A 14,900-nucleotide genomic window follows, 5' to 3' on the forward strand; every position below is an offset into this window, starting at 1 on the left:
TAAGGCGCGCGCATGAAACTGAGCGATTTTGATTTCCACCTGCCTGAAGACTTGATTGCCACGCGGCCTGCGACCCCTCGGTCATCGGCGCGTCTGTTGGTTGCAAACGGCGACGAGACTTCGGATGCGCATGTTTTCGATCTGCCCGACTGGCTGCAACCCGGAGATCGCCTTGTTCTGAACGACACCCGCGTGATCCCCGCACGGTTGAGCGGCCGCCGTCATCGGGACAGTGCGCAGGGGCCGGTCTCAGCCGCGATCGAGGCGACCCTGCTGGAGCCGCAGGCGGATGGGACATGGACCGCTTTGATCAAGCCGTTGAAAAAGGTCAAACCCGGTGAGGATATCAGGTTTTCGGATGAGTTGAGCGCGACGCTGGACCGGGTCGAAGACGGGCAGGCCCACCTGCGGTTCAACCTGACGGGTGAGGATTTCGACACCGCACTGGAGCAGGCCGGAGCGATGCCTTTGCCGCACTATATCGCTGCCAAGCGCCCGGCAGATGAACAGGACAAGACCGACTATCAAACCATCTGGGCGCGCAATTCTGGCGCAGTCGCGGCCCCTACGGCATCGTTGCACTTCGACTCGGCGGTGATGCAGGCACTTCAAGCGCGGGGCGTGGCGATCACTCATGTTACATTGCATGTCGGGGCGGGGACTTTCCTGCCGGTCAAGGTCGAGGATGTAACAACTCACAAGATGCATGCGGAATGGGGCCGGGTCAGCGAAGCGGCCGCGCAAGAAATCCGTGACACCAAGGCTGCTGGTGGCCGGGTGATCCCGGTCGGCACAACGGCTTTACGACTGATCGAAAGCGCGGCGCGCGGTGGCGACATTCAGGCATGGGAAGGTGAGACAGACATTTTCATCTACCCAGGATTTCAGTTCAACGTGACCGACGCGTTGATGACGAACTTTCACTTGCCGAAATCTACATTGTTGATGCTGGTATCGGCATTGATGGGGCAAGATCGGATGCGCGACGTCTATGCCCATGCGATTGAACAGAAATATCGCTTCTTCTCGTATGGGGATGCGTCGCTGCTGGTCCCAAAGTGACGTAAGTGTCGGGATCACGTCATCGTAATGTCGTAGACAAACACGACGGATACCCGCTTTCATATCAAAACGAACCTAAACGTCAGGTTGGCACAATTCGGAGGCCCCAATGATTCAGGTCCTTTCCAGCGCATGGGCGCTTCTTCTTGGGATGGGTCTTCTTATGATCGGCAACGGCCTGCAGGGGACGATCCTCGGTGTCCGTGGCGAGATCGAGGGGTTTTCGACCCTCCAAATGTCATTCGTGATGTCGGCCTATTTCGTGGGATTCCTCGGCGGATCCCGCCTTGCGCCCGAGATGATCCGGCGCGTCGGACATGTCCGTGTCTTTGCTGCGCTGGCCTCATTCATTTCGGCAGTGATGATCATGTATCCACTGCTCACCAACGAGATTGCGTGGATTCTGGGCCGGGTGGTGATCGGGTTTTGCTTTTCTGGCGTGTATGTCACCGCTGAAAGCTGGCTGAACAACGCGGCCAACAACGAAAACCGCGGGCAAGCACTGTCGCTTTACATGATTGTGCAGATGACCGGGATCATCTCGGCGCAGGGGCTTGTTCTGATTGGTGACCCGTCCGGCTATGAGACGTTCGTGATCGCCTCGATTCTGGTTTCGGTTTCTTTTGCACCGATCCTGCTGTCGATCTCGCCGACACCGGCCTTCGATACCACCAAACCGATGACCCTGCGCGAGTTGATGGGGAAATCTCCGTTGGGATGTGTTGGGATGTTCCTTCTGGGCGGCGTGTTCTCGGCGCAGTTTGGCATGGCTTCGGTCTATGGCGCGCGGGCGGGTTTGTCGTTGGCCGAAATCTCGACCTTCGTGGCTGCGTTCTATGTCGGAGCGGTGCTGCTGCAATACCCTCTGGGATGGTTCTCGGACCGGATGGACAGGCGATTTCTGATCATGCTGGTGGCGATCACTGGGGCTGCCGGGGCGGTCTGTGGCATGCTGTTCGGCGTGTCATTCCCGATCCTGTTGGTCTCGGCTTTTGTCATTGGCGGCATGTCTAACCCGCTTTACTCGATGCTGATCGCCCATACGAACGACTTTCTGGAGCATGAAGATATGGCAGCTGCGTCCGGAGGGCTGGTGTTCATTAACGGTATGGGCGCAATCTCGGGGCCGCTGATTACAGGTTGGTTGATGGGGGACAAAGTCTTGGGACCGCCGGGCTTTTTCCTGATCATTGCTGCGTTGCTGGCCATGACGGCTGTTTATGCGATGTACCGCATGACACAGCGCGCCGCGATTCCCGTCGACGAGACCGGTACAATGTCTCCGATCTATCCAACATCCTCGCCCGTTGCCTTCGAGGTCGCGCAGGAAGTAGCCATCGAAGCTGCCGAGGAAGCGGCAGAGGCCGAGCAGGATACGCAGAATGTTGCCTAAAACACGGAATTATTGCGTAAATGTTGCAATATGTTACTGTCACAAATCTGTAAAACGCCCTTAAATGACGTTACGTCCCTGGGGAGGCGAACATACGGAGTTAAGGGCAATGGCAGGGCCTGAAGACGTACTGAGTTATTGGTTGGATGAAGTCGGCCCCAAGGGTTGGTATCTGCAGGATGAGGCGCTGGATGCCGAAATCCGGGAAAAATTCCTGACCACGTGGGAAGCCGCGAGTGAGGGCAAGTTCTCACTTTGGCTTACCTATCCCAGCGGCGCGCTGGCTTATATCATTCTGATGGATCAGTTCCCGCGCAACATGTTCCGAGGCAGCGCCAAGGCGTTTGCGTCTGATCGTGCGGCGTTGTCGGCCGCGAAATGTGCCGTCGACAAGGGTTGGGATCTTAGGATCGACGAACCCGCCAGGCAGTTCTTCTACCTGCCACTGATGCACTCTGAGAACCTGTGCGATCAGGAACGCTGCGTGCGACTGATGTGTCAAAACATCCAAGGCGATGCCAGTAATCTGTTGCACGCCCGAGCCCATCGTGAGGTGATCCGCCAATTCGGTCGTTTCCCGTATCGGAACGAGGCGCTGTCGCGCCCCATGACCGAACACGAAGCAGCCTATGTGGACATGGGTGGCTATGGGGCGACGGTGCGGGAATTGCAGGCTGCTGGTTAACTACCCGGTACGCACCCACGGATAGCGATAATTCGGTCGGCGGCAACGTCGGCCGTGGTTGTAATAGCGGTTTGTATCAGCTCATCCGGTGCTTCGGTCAGGTCTGCGATGCGTGTCTGAGCTGCTTGCAGTTTAGTTTCGAGCCCGTCGAGTTTACCTAGTGCCGCTGAAATCTGTTGCGCTGTGGCGCTGTCGAAAAGGATTGTATTGTCTCGCAGCGAGGAAAGCTCGCTGCGCAAGGCCGTCAATTCTCCGCGCACGCCCTGAACCTCGTCTTTAAGCGGGGCAACGATGTGAAGGTTCTCTGCGAAGGCTGTCGTGACGCCTTCGACGGTCGATGCTAGTTTCCAGCCCAAAAACAGACACAAAGCCACCAGGATCAGCGTTGCGTTCAACATAGCAAGCAACAGGTCGGAGAGTGTTCTGGCCATGATAAGTCATTCCAATTCGTCGTGAAAAAATAATGGGTCGGGTTGCCCCGGTATCTATGTTCTAGCCATTAGCAACTGTGCGGTATAGGCTGAAAAATGCGCGATGAGCGCGAATTGACCCGCCGTTAGTAATGTCGCGGGCAATTTCGTTGATGCATGTCTAAATATAGTTTAATGGTGAACTAATTTCTGCATCGACCTGCGCCGAGAGGGAAACATGGCTGCAAAATCTTTTGATCTTATCGTAATTGGCGCCGGCCCTGGCGGCTATGTGGCCGCCATTCGTGCGGCGCAGCTTGGGCTGAAGGCTGCTGTGGTAGAGCGCGAGCATCTGGGCGGCATCTGCTTGAACTGGGGATGCATCCCGACCAAGGCGCTTCTGCGCTCGTCTGAGGTGTTCCATTTGATGGAGCGGGCAAAGGATTTCGGCCTCAAGGCCGAGAAGATTGGCTATGATCTGGATGCGGTGGTTAAACGATCACGCGGAGTCGCGGGCCAGTTGTCGGGTGGCATTGGCCACCTGTTGAAAAAGAATAAAGTGACCGTAGTGATGGGCGAGGCGACGATCCCCGCCAAGGGCAAGGTTTCGGTAAAAACCGAAAAGGGAACTGAAGAACTGACGGCCAAGAACATCGTTCTGGCCACCGGCGCCCGCGCGCGCGAGCTGCCGGGGCTTGAAGCAGACGGTGATCTGGTCTGGACTTACAAGCACGCGTTGCAGCCACCACGGATGCCGAAGAAGCTTTTGGTTATCGGTTCGGGCGCGATCGGTATCGAATTCGCCAGCTTCTATAACACGCTTGGGGCTGATACGACCGTGGTCGAGGTGATGGATCGCGTATTGCCTGTCGAGGACGCGGAAATCAGCGCCTTTGCCAAGAAAGCTTTTACCAAACAGGGCATGACCATCATGGAAAAAGCGATGGTTAAGCAGTTGGATCGCGCCAAGGGCAAGGTTGCCGCGCATATTGAGGTCAAAGGTAAAGTCGAAAAACACGAGTTCGACACCGTGATCTCGGCCGTTGGAATCGTTGGTAACGTCGAAAATCTCGGGCTGGAGGCTTTGGGTGTCAAAATCGACCGAACCCACGTTGTGACGGATGAATTCTGCCGAACCGGGGTCGATGGTCTTTACGCGATCGGGGATATCGCGGGCGCGCCTTGGTTGGCGCATAAGGCAAGCCATGAGGGCGTCATGGTTGCTGAGTTGATCGCTGGCAAACATGCGCATCCGGTCAAACCGGAAAGCATCGCGGGTTGTACTTATTGCCAGCCGCAGGTCGCCTCGGTCGGCTATACCGAAGCTAAGGCGAAAGAGCTGGGCTATGACGTCAAAGTGGGTCGCTTCCCCTTTATCGGAAATGGCAAAGCAATCGCGTTAGGTGAACCAGAGGGGATGATCAAAACCATCTTTGACGCCAAAACCGGTGAATTGCTGGGCGCGCACATGATCGGCGCAGAAGTCACAGAGTTGATTCAGGGCTACGTGGTCGGACGTCAGTTGGAAACCACGGAAGAGGATCTGATGAACACGGTTTTCCCGCATCCAACCCTGTCGGAAATGATGCACGAAAGCGTGTTGGACGCTTATGGCAAGGTCATTCACATGTGATCGACCAGGGTGGGGGCGCTGCCCCCGCCGCCCTTTGGGCGACTCCCCCGAGGTATTTCCGGCCAGATGAAGAGACGAATCCTTCATTCATCTGGCCAAAAATACCTCGGAGCGCGAGGCAGAGCCTCGCTGAAAACCTAGCGCGTTAGCGCGTCCAGGATGCGGGCCCAGGACCGGATGCCTTTGTGAAAGCTTTTGACGTCGTATTTCTCATTCGGCGAGTGAATTGCGTCATCATCGTTGGCAAAGCCGACAAGCATCGAGTCCAAACCCAGCTCGGTATTGAAATATCCGACCACAGGGATTGAGCCGCCCATACCAGTGAACACGGCTTCGCGGCCCCATTCATCAGACAATGCGCCGCGGGCGGCTTCGAATTCAGGCCGTTCTAGATTCATGACCGAGGCTGGAGAGCCTTCCAGATCATTGTCCCATTCGACATTTGCGTCGGCGGACAGACGGGCTTCGACATGTTTGCGGATTTTGTTGCGCAAATCATCAGGATCCATGTCGCCAACCAGACGACAAGTAATCTTGCAGTGCGCGCGTGACGGAATCACCGTTTTTGAACCTGCGCCGTTGTATCCCCCCCACAGGCCGTTGACTTCGAGCGTTGGCCGGGCCCATTGCTGTTCGAGTGTTGAGTACCCTTTTTCACCGTGCGGTTGAGAATAGCCCACGGAGTTAAGATAGTCTTCCTCGTCAAACCCGCAGCCTTGCCACTGACGAAGTTGGTCAGCTGGAACTTCGTGGACGCCATCATAAAAGCCTTCGACAGCAACGCGGCCGGACGCGTCGTCATAGAAAGAAGCAACGATCCTTGACAATTCGCGCAGTGGATTCAGACCGGGGCCGCCGTAATGCCCCGAGTGCAGATCGATACGCGGACCAATGATGGTGAATTCGTCCTTGAGCATCCCGCGCAGTTGCGAAGCAATCGAGGGCACTCCGCGTGAGACCATCGAGGTATCGCAGACCAAAGCCAAGTCGGCTTTCAATTCGGCGGCGTTCTCGCGCAGGAAAGGCACCAGAGAAGGTGAGCCAGACTCTTCCTCGCCTTCGAAGAAAAATGTGATGCGACAGGGCAGGGTACCGTGCACCGCTTTCCACGCGCGACAAGCTTCGACAAAGGTCATCAATTGGCCCTTGTCGTCAGATGATCCGCGACCGCGGATGACAGGGCCGTTTTCTGTGTCTTCGATTGCGGGGTCAAACGGATCACGGTTCCACAGGTCTAACGGGTCCACCGGCTGCACATCATAATGCCCGTAAAAGAGAACATGAGGGGCGTCTCTGTCTTCTCCGATGTGACCAACGACCATCGGATGACCTGTTGTTTCGCGCTTTTCGGCATGAATGCCGATTGTTTTCAGATCGGCGACCAACCAATCGGCGGCCTGGCTGACCTGAGCGTCAAACGCGGGATCCGTCGAGATGGAGGGGATGCGCAACAGCTCCATCAGGCGGTCGATTGAGGTTTGCAAATCGGCGTCGATACGGTTCAGAACTGCGTCAAGCGTCATGGAAGGCTCCTGCCAATGGGATTTATGGCCGAACCCTATCAGCGCGGATGGCGCCGTCCAGCCCATATGCAGGCGAATATTGGGTAATATCGGAAACATGGCGCGCTGCCCTGCGTCGTTTCCCCACGTCCGATAGCCGTAACTTTACTTGTCGCGTCACAAGTGAAGCGATATTTGATGCAAATCAAATAAGCATTCCCGGACTCGGTTATATGGTCCGAGCACTTGGGAACACATCGGCGTCGTTCGAAAACGGGGTCGTGGAATGTGTCCGGTCAATGTGGATTGGCTGGGCTGTTAAGGAGAAACCGGTGGACTATACTGCTCAGCTCGATACTGCGATTGCCAGGCTGCACGACGAAGGACGCTACCGGACCTTCATCGACATTGAACGTCGCAATGGTCATTTCCCGCATGCGGTTCACACCCGCCCAGACGGGTCCCAGCAAAACATCACGGTATGGTGCGGCAACGACTATCTTGGCATGGGGCAAAACCTTGTTGTCCTGAACGCCATGCACGAGGCCGTGGAGTCCGCCGGTGCCGGCTCAGGCGGTACACGCAATATTTCGGGTACGACGGTTTACCATAAACAGCTTGAGGCCGAGCTGGCCGATTTGCACGGCAAGGAAGCCGCGCTGCTGTTCACGTCTGCTTATATCGCCAACGACGCGACGCTGAGCACTTTGCCCAAACTGTTCCCCGGGCTGATCATCTATTCGGATGCTTTGAACCACGCCTCGATGATCGAAGGTGTACGCCGCAATGGTGGGGCGAAACGTATTTTCCGTCACAACGACGTTGCGCATCTGCGCGAACTTCTTGAAGCCGACGATCCTGCCGCACCCAAGCTGATCGCGTTCGAATCCGTCTATTCGATGGATGGTGACTTTGGTCCAATCGAAGAGATCTGTGATCTCGCCGATGAGTTTGGCGCTCTGACATATATCGATGAGGTCCACGCGGTAGGCATGTATGGCCCTCGGGGCGGTGGCGTGACCGAGCGGGACCGTCTGGCCCACCGGATCGACATCATCAACGGCACGCTGGCAAAAGCCTTTGGCGTCATGGGTGGTTATATTGCGGCAAGCGCGAAAATGTGTGATGCAGTGCGTTCTTACGCGCCGGGTTTCATCTTTACCACGTCTCTGCCGCCAGCCGTCGCAGCGGGTGCCGCGGCGTCGGTCGCTTATCTGAAGAATGCTCCTGAACTGCGCGAGCAGCACCAGACGCAGGCCAAAATTCTCAAACTGCGGCTCAAGGGGTTGGGCCTTCCATTGATCGACCACGGCAGTCACATTGTCCCGGTGATTGTTGGCAACCCGGTTCACACCAAGAAGCTGAGCGATATGTTGCTGGATGACTTTGGCATCTATGTCCAGCCGATCAATTTCCCGACCGTTCCACGCGGAACGGAGCGCTTGCGGTTTACGCCGTCACCTGTTCACGGACCCAATGAAATGAACAGTCTGGTTCAGGCGATGGACGAACTTTGGTCACATTGTGCGCTAAATCGCGCCGAACTCGCAGGTTAACCTCACGCCAAAGTGTGCAACGTGTGTTTCACGTGTTAGGCTTAAGCTAACAAAAGAAGTGACCGAATCGTGTAGGATTGATTCGGTTCTTGCGTGAAACACGCGTAGGCAGAATGGGGCAGCAGGGATGATTGGGCGCAGATCTCAGCGCGAATCCGAAGATGAAACCGACGTCCGGCCAAAGGGCTTTGACGATTACGAGGTGAGTCTGGGAGATCGGATGCGCGGGGAACGCGCAACGATGGGCAAGTCCTTACTGGATGTCCAACGCGAGCTGCGGATCAAAGCCAACTACATTGCAGCCATAGAAGACGCTGACCCTGACGCGTTTGATACACCGGGTTTTATCGCAGGGTACGTCAGATCTTACGCGCGTTACCTGGGTATGAACCCGGATGAAACCTTTGCCACCTTTTGTGCCGAAAGCGGGTTTGAAGTTGCCCATGGCATGTCAGCCGAAGCATCGGTTGTACGCAAACCAAATGGAGGGCTGCCCGCGCGCGGTCCCATGGGGCGCGATCCCTTTACCTCTCCTAACACGCCGTTTGTTCCCGGACGTGAGTCGTTTGTCAGCCAGATCGAGCCGCGTGCAATCGGGTCTTCGCTGGTTTTGCTGGCTGTAATATGTGGCATAGGATACGGCGGATGGGCGGTGCTGAACCGCATTCAGCAAGTTCAAGTCAGCCCGGTTGAGCAAGCACCTGTTGTTCTGTCCGACCTCGATCCGTTGGACGTTGCGCGCAGTGCGACACCAGACGAACAAGTGGCGGCGACCGATTTGCCAAGCGCTGAAGCTCTGGACCGGCTGTATCGTCCCCAGGCGTTGGACCTGCCGGTATTGGTGGCCCGAGACGCGCCGATTTCTACGCTGGACCCTCGTACAGTTGGAACATTCCAGCCGCCCGAGCCGCCTCAGATTGAAGTGGCCGAGGTGCACACGGTCGAACGTCCCGCCTTGCCGCAGGTTGTTGAAAAGCTGGATACGACGCTGAAGATTGTGGCTGTGAATCCTTCGTGGATGCGCGTAACTGCTGCGGATGGCAGTATCATCTTCGAAGGCACATTAGGAACGGTAGAGCAGGGCAACACTTTTGAGGTGCCTCTGACGGAAGAACCTCCGCAACTTCGGGCCGGCGCGTCGGGTTCTGTTTACTTTTCAATGAACGGTGAACACTTCGGCCCGGTAGGCGCGCCGGGAACAGTTGCTAAAGGCGTAATTCTATCCAAGGACGCTGTGGCCGAAACCTACAGTGTTGCGGATCTGGAAGCCGAGCAGAACAGCGCGCTCAAGCGCCTTGTGGCCGAGCTTCAGGCGCAGGAACCTGTTGCCGCATCTGAGTGATCTAGCCATTGCGATAGTGGGTTAAGCGAACTATCTAAAGGCGCAACCTAGTCTGTCTTGGACCTGTTCCCATGTCGCTCAATCACGTTCGTCCGTGGCGCAATATCTATCGCCGCAAATCCCGTCAGATCATGGTTGGCGATGTTGCCATCGGCGGCGATGCCCCGATTGCCGTGCAGACCATGACCAACACTCTGACAACCGACGTTGCAGCAACGGTGGCGCAAGTGCAGGCCGCAGCCGAAGCAGGGGCGGATATCGTGCGGGTTTCGGTCCCGGATGAGGCGTCTTCGAAAGCGTTGAAAGGGATCGTGCGCGAAAGCCCTGTACCGATCGTGGCCGACATCCATTTCCACTATAAACGCGGCATTGAGGCTGCTGAGGCAGGAGCTGCCTGCCTGCGGATCAATCCGGGCAATATCGGCGACGAAAAGCGCGTGCAGGAGGTGATCAAGGCCGCCCGCGACCACAATTGCTCGATACGGATCGGGGTCAATGCGGGGTCGCTGGAGAAGCACCTGCTTGAGAAATACGGCGAGCCGTGCCCCGAGGCGATGGTCGAAAGCGGGCTCGAACATATCCGCATTCTGGAAGACAACGACTTTCACAACTTCAAGATCAGCGTGAAGGCCAGTGACGTGTTCCTGTCGGCGGCGGCCTATCAAGGTATTGCCGAGGCCACAGATGCCCCTATCCATCTGGGCATCACCGAGGCTGGGGGGCTGGTCAGCGGCACCATCAAATCCGCCATTGGGTTGGGCAATCTGCTGTGGATGGGGATCGGCGATACGATCCGCGTCAGCCTGTCCGCGGACCCGGTGGAAGAGGTCAAGGTGGGCTATGAGATCCTGAAATCTCTGGGCTTGCGCCATCGCGGTGTGAACATCATCTCATGCCCGTCTTGTGCGCGGCAGGGGTTCGACGTGATCAAGACGGTCGAAGCGCTGGAACAGCGGCTGGAACACATCAAGACACCCATGAGCCTGTCGATCATCGGCTGCGTCGTGAACGGCCCCGGTGAGGCGCTGATGACCGATGTTGGCTTTACCGGCGGCGGTGCGGGGTCTGGCATGGTCTATCTGGCGGGCAAAGCCAGCCACAAGATGTCGAACGATCAGATGATCGACCACATCGTTGAGCAGGTCGAAATGAAAGCGGCCGAACTGGACGCGGCAGCTGAGGCTGCGGAATAGCGCAGCCAGGCGGTTCCAGGCAGGCCGGGGTTCTCGACAGGGTGAAGAGGTCTGTGTTGACAGGCCGCGCCGTTCTGGGGCCAAGTCGGTGCTATGAAGGCTATAATCGTCGTTGTTTTACTGATGTGGACTGCCCCCATTGGCGCGGCGCGTGCGTGTGAGTTGGCCTTGGCCTTTGCGTTGGATGTGTCGGGGAGCGTCGATGAGGCCGAACATCAGTTGCAGCGCGATGGCGTCGCCGCCGCCTTATTGGACCCTGACGTGGTAACGGCAATTTCGGCCCAACCCGGTGGCGTGGCGCTTATGGTGTATGAGTGGTCAGACTCACGACAGCAGACGCAGATTTCGGCCTGGCGTCTGGTCACTGGGGTGGCAGGGTTAAAATCGATTGCCGCCGAAGTGCTGGCGGCCCCTCGAAGTGCAACGGGTGGAACCGGCATCGGCCCGGCGGTGGCGTTCGGAGCGTTGATGTTCGACTATGGGCCTGATTGCCGTCGGCGCGTCATTGATGTGTCGGGGGACGGCAAACACAACAACGGCTTTCGTCCCCATGTCGCGCGCGAAATGCAGGTGATGCAAGATGTCACCGTGAACGCACTGGTGATCGAAGGGGCCGAGCCCGAAGTGCTGGCCTATTACCTCGATCACGTCATTTCAGGGCACGGTGCGTTTGTGGAAATCGCCGCTGGGTATGAGAACTATGCTGCAGCGCTTCGGCGTAAATTGCTGCGTGAAATTCCGATGGCTGTGGCCGATCGGTAAGAGATAGGGCGGCGCACAAATGCGCACCGCCTGCGTTCAAACTTAACCCTGTTCGGCCCGCACGGCGTCTGCGATCTGCAGCATCTGATCGGCAGTCAGGTAGCCGCGCAGCATTTCTGAGCCCAAAACGAAAGAGGGCGTACCCGAAATCTGCATCCGACGCGCCAATTCACGGGTCTGATTGATCTCGTCGGTCACACGATCGCTGTCCATCGCCTCCATGATTGCATCGCTGTCCAGCCCAAGGCCATCTGACAGGCGGCGCAGGGTGACTTCGTTGGGCTCTCCGCCAAATTCCATCAAGGCGTCGTGGACTTGTTTATAGGCGTCGTCGCCAGCTACGTGTTTTGTCGCCACGGCAAAGCGGGACGAGACGACGGACGCGTCGCCGAGGATCGGAAACTCTTTGATGACAAACCGGATGTTGCCATCCTCGGCTAGCAATTCGGCCACTTCAGGCACGGCTCGACGGCAATAGCCACACCGATAGTCCATGAACTCGACAAGGGTGATATCGCCGTCCGGGTTTCCGCCAACCCAGCTATAGCCGTCGTTGAACAACTCATCTGCATTGACGGCCACCAGTTCCTGGTCGGCAGCGGCCTCGGCAACGGCGTTGCGTTGTTCAAGTACGTTTATGGCTTCGATGATCACTTCGGGGTTTTCTAGAAGATATTCCCGAATCTGAGCGCCGAACTGCTCTTTCTCGGCATCGCTCATGGCGTTCAGGTCCAGCGCCTGTGCAGGACCGGTGATCAGGGAAAGACCCAGAAGGGCCGGTGCAGCATGTCTGAGGATCATTTCCGTTTCCTTTTCTTTTTTTCTGCTTGTTCCGAGGCAATCAGCACATCCTGTGCGCGTTGCCAACCAGGGGATCCCTCGGGCAATTGCCCGACGGCGCGTCTTGCGTGAATACCTGCATCTGCCAGCTGGCCTTGCAAGGCAAATCGTTCGGCGGTGACTGTAGATGCCATGCCGGTATTGCCGGTTTGTGAATAGGCAATGCCCAGATCGCGTAGTAGGCGCGCGTTCTTGAAGTCCCTTGCCCGTGCCTTTTCAAGCACTTGCAGGGCGTTCTTCGTTTCACCATGCGCCAAAAGGGCGCGACCGTATCCTGCCAGAATTAAAGGATCATTGGGCGTCATCTCGACCGCGTGGCGGTATGCCGCGACAGCTGCCTCCACTTGCCGATTTTCAAGCAGGATCTGCCCTTTCAATTCGTAGTAAAACGGATCGTCAGGACGGATAGCCAGTGCTGCGTTTATTGCAGCACGCGCGTTATTCAGGTCCCGATCCTGGTGATAGGCGGCGGCCTCGCGCATCAGGCGAATGTCCTGAGCGGTTTCCTCTTTGGCGCGGCGCATTGTCCAGCTTGGGGATCTGAGAAAGGCGGATAGTTTGCCTTTAACACGGGCAAACCAATAATTGGCGTTCTGATCTGGAAGCGCACTATCCCCGAACGCGTCCAAAAAGGTTTGGGCGGCCCGCAAGCGTTCGCGGCTTGTGGGATGCGAACGCATATAAGGGTCCTGGTTGATCTCGCTCAGCAACTCCTGCCCTGCGAATTTCTGGTGTAGGGCAACCATGCCGCTTGGTGAAATGCCAGCCCACCTGAGGTAGCTGGCAGCGCTTTGGTCGGCCGAGGATTCTTCGGCCCGCGTGTGCCCCAGAAAGCTGCGCAAGGCTGAACCTGATGTGCCCGCGGCGATACCAGCCGCAGCCTCGCCGCCGCCTGCGGCCGCGACGACCAAAGCAAGGGCTGTTCCCAATTGCGAATTGCGTTGTGCGGCCTTTAGGTTTTCAACACGGCGCGCCAGATGGCCATTGGCGATATGCGCGGCTTCGTGGGCGATCACGGCCTGCAGCATCTCGGGGGACTCAACGTTAAGGATCAGGCCGTAGTTCAGATATATGGTATTGTAATCAATGACAAAGGCGTTGAACGTGCTGTCATTCACCACCAGAATTTGAACTCTGTTGGTGTTCAAGCCCGCAGCACGCAGCACGGGAAACGCCAACTCTCGCAGGCCATATTCGATGTCCGGGTCGCGGATCAGGCTTTGCGCGGCGGATTGAACAACTGTCGCGGCCCATGTCGCTACAAGCAGCAACAGGGCCGGGATTGACGCCAGCCTGGATACACGTTCAAAAGCCATGTCAGCAACATGGGAGATGGGCATGCGAAACTCAACCCGGTCCGGGGTCGATCCGTTTATTGTGATGGACGTGATGGAGGCCGCGCGCAAAGCGGAAGAAGCCGGGCGCACCATCATCCACATGGAGGTCGGCCAGCCTGGCACCGGCGCCCCAACGGGGGCGACAGCCGCGTTGACCCAAGCGATGCAGCATGAGCCGCTGGGCTACACTGTCGCGCTGGGTATGCCTGCGCTGCGTCAACGCATCGCTCGGATGTATGGTGAATGGTATGATGTCGACCTCAACCCTGATCGGGTGGTGGTCACACCCGGATCGTCAGGGGGGTTTTTATTGGCGTTCACCGCGCTTTTCGACAGCGGAGACCGGGTTGGAATCGGCGCACCGGGCTATCCATCTTACAGGCAGATTTTGAAGGCTTTGGGGCTGGTGCCGGTCGACCTGCCCACTGCACAGGAAAATCGGCTGCAGCCCGTACCGGCGGATTTTGCAGGGCTGGACCTGCAAGGGTTGATGGTGGCGTCTCCGGCAAATCCCACCGGGACAATGCTGGATCGCACGGCAATGGGCGCGCTGATCGAGGCGGCGCAGGGGCAGGGGGCCTCGTTCATCAGTGACGAGATTTACCACGGGCTGGAATACGAGGCCAAGGCTGTCACTGCGCTGGAGCTGACGGATGAGTGCTATGTGATCAATTCCTTCTCAAAATATTTCTCGATGACAGGTTGGCGCGTCGGTTGGATGGTAGTGCCCGAAGATCAGGTGCGAGTGGTCGAACGGATTGCCCAGAACATGTTTATCTGTGCTCCGCATGCCAGTCAGGTGGCGGCGCTGGCCGCGATGGATTGCGACGAGGAATTGCAAGCCAATCTGGATGTATACCGCAGAAATCGCGCGTTGATGCTGGAAGGGTTACCCAAGGCAGGGTTTACAAATATCGCGCCTCCTGACGGGGCATTCTATGTTTATGCAGATGTCTCTGAACTAACCAATGACAGCCAAGCCTTCGCCGCCGAGATTCTGGACAAGGCTGGTGTCGCCGTGACCCCGGGCTTGGATTTTGACCCTCAGCGGGGCCACACGACTTTGAGGTTCTCGTATGCGCGGTCAAGCGATGATATCGCCGAAGGCCTAAGCCGACTTGCGCGCTTCATGACCGAGCGGGGATTGTCCAAGGCCAAAGCCTAAGGCGTTCACAAGTGGGCGTA

The 14,900-nt window shown here is 57.3% G+C and carries 13 protein-coding genes; 9 read left to right on the top strand and 4 right to left on the bottom strand.

Annotated features, from left to right (window positions below):
• Nucleotides 1-12: 12 nt before the first annotated feature.
• The 3 genes from queA (at nt 13) to GOW48_RS07480 (ending at nt 3,140) form a co-directional block, all read left to right on the top strand.
• Nucleotides 13-1,062, top strand: coding sequence for a tRNA preQ1(34) S-adenosylmethionine ribosyltransferase-isomerase QueA (gene queA, locus GOW48_RS07470; RefSeq protein ID WP_170752617.1), 1,050 nt, complete (start codon nt 13-15; stop codon nt 1,060-1,062).
• 109 nt (nt 1,063-1,171) lie between these two features.
• Complete coding sequence (locus GOW48_RS07475; RefSeq protein WP_170354497.1) at nt 1,172-2,455, top strand: MFS transporter; 1,284 nt, start codon at nt 1,172-1,174, stop codon at nt 2,453-2,455.
• A gap of 109 nt (nt 2,456-2,564) precedes the next feature.
• Complete coding sequence (locus GOW48_RS07480) at nt 2,565-3,140, top strand: DUF924 family protein (protein WP_170752620.1); 576 nt, start codon at nt 2,565-2,567, stop codon at nt 3,138-3,140.
• On the opposite strand, the gene GOW48_RS07485 is transcribed toward GOW48_RS07480, so the two are convergent.
• Nucleotides 3,137-3,571, bottom strand: a complete 435-nt coding sequence (locus tag GOW48_RS07485) for a hypothetical protein (protein ID WP_170752621.1) — start codon at nt 3,569-3,571, stop codon at nt 3,137-3,139. The two genes, GOW48_RS07480 and GOW48_RS07485, sit on opposite strands and share 4 nt — an antisense overlap.
• Before the next feature lie 217 nt (nt 3,572-3,788).
• Here GOW48_RS07485 and lpdA point away from each other — a divergent pair, with 217 nt between their 5' ends.
• Entirely contained in the window at nt 3,789-5,183 is a 1,395-nt protein-coding gene (gene lpdA, locus GOW48_RS07490) for a dihydrolipoyl dehydrogenase (RefSeq protein ID WP_170752623.1), read from the top strand.
• 137 nt (nt 5,184-5,320) lie between these two features.
• Here the strand turns inward: lpdA and GOW48_RS07495 are convergent, their stop codons facing one another.
• Nucleotides 5,321-6,706, bottom strand: coding sequence for a M20/M25/M40 family metallo-hydrolase (locus GOW48_RS07495; RefSeq protein WP_170752625.1), 1,386 nt, complete (start codon nt 6,704-6,706; stop codon nt 5,321-5,323).
• A 311-nt stretch (nt 6,707-7,017) separates the two neighbouring features.
• Between GOW48_RS07495 and hemA the strand changes: the two genes are divergently transcribed.
• From hemA to GOW48_RS07515, 4 genes are all read left to right on the top strand, one after another.
• Entirely contained in the window at nt 7,018-8,241 is a 1,224-nt protein-coding gene (gene hemA / locus GOW48_RS07500) for a 5-aminolevulinate synthase (RefSeq protein ID WP_170752627.1), read from the top strand.
• 127 nt (nt 8,242-8,368) lie between these two features.
• A complete protein-coding gene (locus GOW48_RS07505) occupies nt 8,369-9,583 on the top strand; it encodes a helix-turn-helix domain-containing protein (RefSeq protein ID WP_170354492.1) in 1,215 nt (404 codons plus the stop codon).
• 71 nt (nt 9,584-9,654) lie between these two features.
• Nucleotides 9,655-10,776, top strand: a complete 1,122-nt coding sequence (gene ispG / locus GOW48_RS07510) for a flavodoxin-dependent (E)-4-hydroxy-3-methylbut-2-enyl-diphosphate synthase (RefSeq protein ID WP_170752629.1) — start codon at nt 9,655-9,657, stop codon at nt 10,774-10,776.
• Nucleotides 10,777-10,869: 93 nt separating this feature from the next.
• Nucleotides 10,870-11,538, top strand: coding sequence for a DUF1194 domain-containing protein (locus tag GOW48_RS07515; protein WP_170752631.1), 669 nt, complete (start codon nt 10,870-10,872; stop codon nt 11,536-11,538).
• 42 nt (nt 11,539-11,580) lie between these two features.
• Here the strand turns inward: GOW48_RS07515 and GOW48_RS07520 are convergent, their stop codons facing one another.
• Nucleotides 11,581-12,339, bottom strand: coding sequence for a DsbA family protein (locus tag GOW48_RS07520; protein ID WP_170752633.1), 759 nt, complete (start codon nt 12,337-12,339; stop codon nt 11,581-11,583).
• Nucleotides 12,336-13,718, bottom strand: coding sequence for a M48 family metalloprotease (locus GOW48_RS07525; RefSeq protein ID WP_170752635.1), 1,383 nt, complete (start codon nt 13,716-13,718; stop codon nt 12,336-12,338). Before GOW48_RS07525 ends, GOW48_RS07520 begins: the two co-directional genes overlap by 4 nt.
• On the opposite strand from GOW48_RS07525, the gene GOW48_RS07530 reads away from it, so the two are divergent.
• Complete coding sequence (locus tag GOW48_RS07530) at nt 13,717-14,880, top strand: pyridoxal phosphate-dependent aminotransferase (protein ID WP_170752637.1); 1,164 nt, start codon at nt 13,717-13,719, stop codon at nt 14,878-14,880. The two genes, GOW48_RS07525 and GOW48_RS07530, sit on opposite strands and share 2 nt — an antisense overlap.
• The last annotated feature ends 20 nt before the right edge of the window (nt 14,881-14,900 follow it).

The sequence above is a fragment of the Ruegeria lacuscaerulensis genome (genome assembly GCF_013033355.1).
GTDB classification, from domain to species: Bacteria; Pseudomonadota; Alphaproteobacteria; order Rhodobacterales; family Rhodobacteraceae; genus Ruegeria; species Ruegeria lacuscaerulensis_A.

Excerpts from the sequence above, each read along its gene's own strand:
- GOW48_RS07495 (WP_170752625.1), bottom strand. The coding sequence starts at position 6,706 with ATGACGCTTGACGCAGTTCTGAACCGTATCGACGCCGATTTGCAAACC.
- GOW48_RS07530 (WP_170752637.1), top strand. The coding sequence starts at position 13,717 with ATGCGAAACTCAACCCGGTCCGGGGTCGATCCGTTTATTGTGATGGAC.
- queA (WP_170752617.1), top strand. The coding sequence starts at position 13 with ATGAAACTGAGCGATTTTGATTTCCACCTGCCTGAAGACTTGATTGCC.
- GOW48_RS07480 (WP_170752620.1), top strand. The coding sequence starts at position 2,565 with ATGGCAGGGCCTGAAGACGTACTGAGTTATTGGTTGGATGAAGTCGGC.
- ispG (WP_170752629.1), top strand. The coding sequence starts at position 9,655 with ATGTCGCTCAATCACGTTCGTCCGTGGCGCAATATCTATCGCCGCAAA.
- GOW48_RS07525 (WP_170752635.1), bottom strand. The coding sequence starts at position 13,718 with ATGCCCATCTCCCATGTTGCTGACATGGCTTTTGAACGTGTATCCAGG.
- GOW48_RS07515 (WP_170752631.1), top strand. The coding sequence starts at position 10,870 with ATGAAGGCTATAATCGTCGTTGTTTTACTGATGTGGACTGCCCCCATT.
- lpdA (WP_170752623.1), top strand. The coding sequence starts at position 3,789 with ATGGCTGCAAAATCTTTTGATCTTATCGTAATTGGCGCCGGCCCTGGC.
- GOW48_RS07505 (WP_170354492.1), top strand. The coding sequence starts at position 8,369 with ATGATTGGGCGCAGATCTCAGCGCGAATCCGAAGATGAAACCGACGTC.
- GOW48_RS07485 (WP_170752621.1), bottom strand. The coding sequence starts at position 3,571 with ATGGCCAGAACACTCTCCGACCTGTTGCTTGCTATGTTGAACGCAACG.
- GOW48_RS07475 (WP_170354497.1), top strand. The coding sequence starts at position 1,172 with ATGATTCAGGTCCTTTCCAGCGCATGGGCGCTTCTTCTTGGGATGGGT.
- GOW48_RS07520 (WP_170752633.1), bottom strand. The coding sequence starts at position 12,339 with ATGATCCTCAGACATGCTGCACCGGCCCTTCTGGGTCTTTCCCTGATC.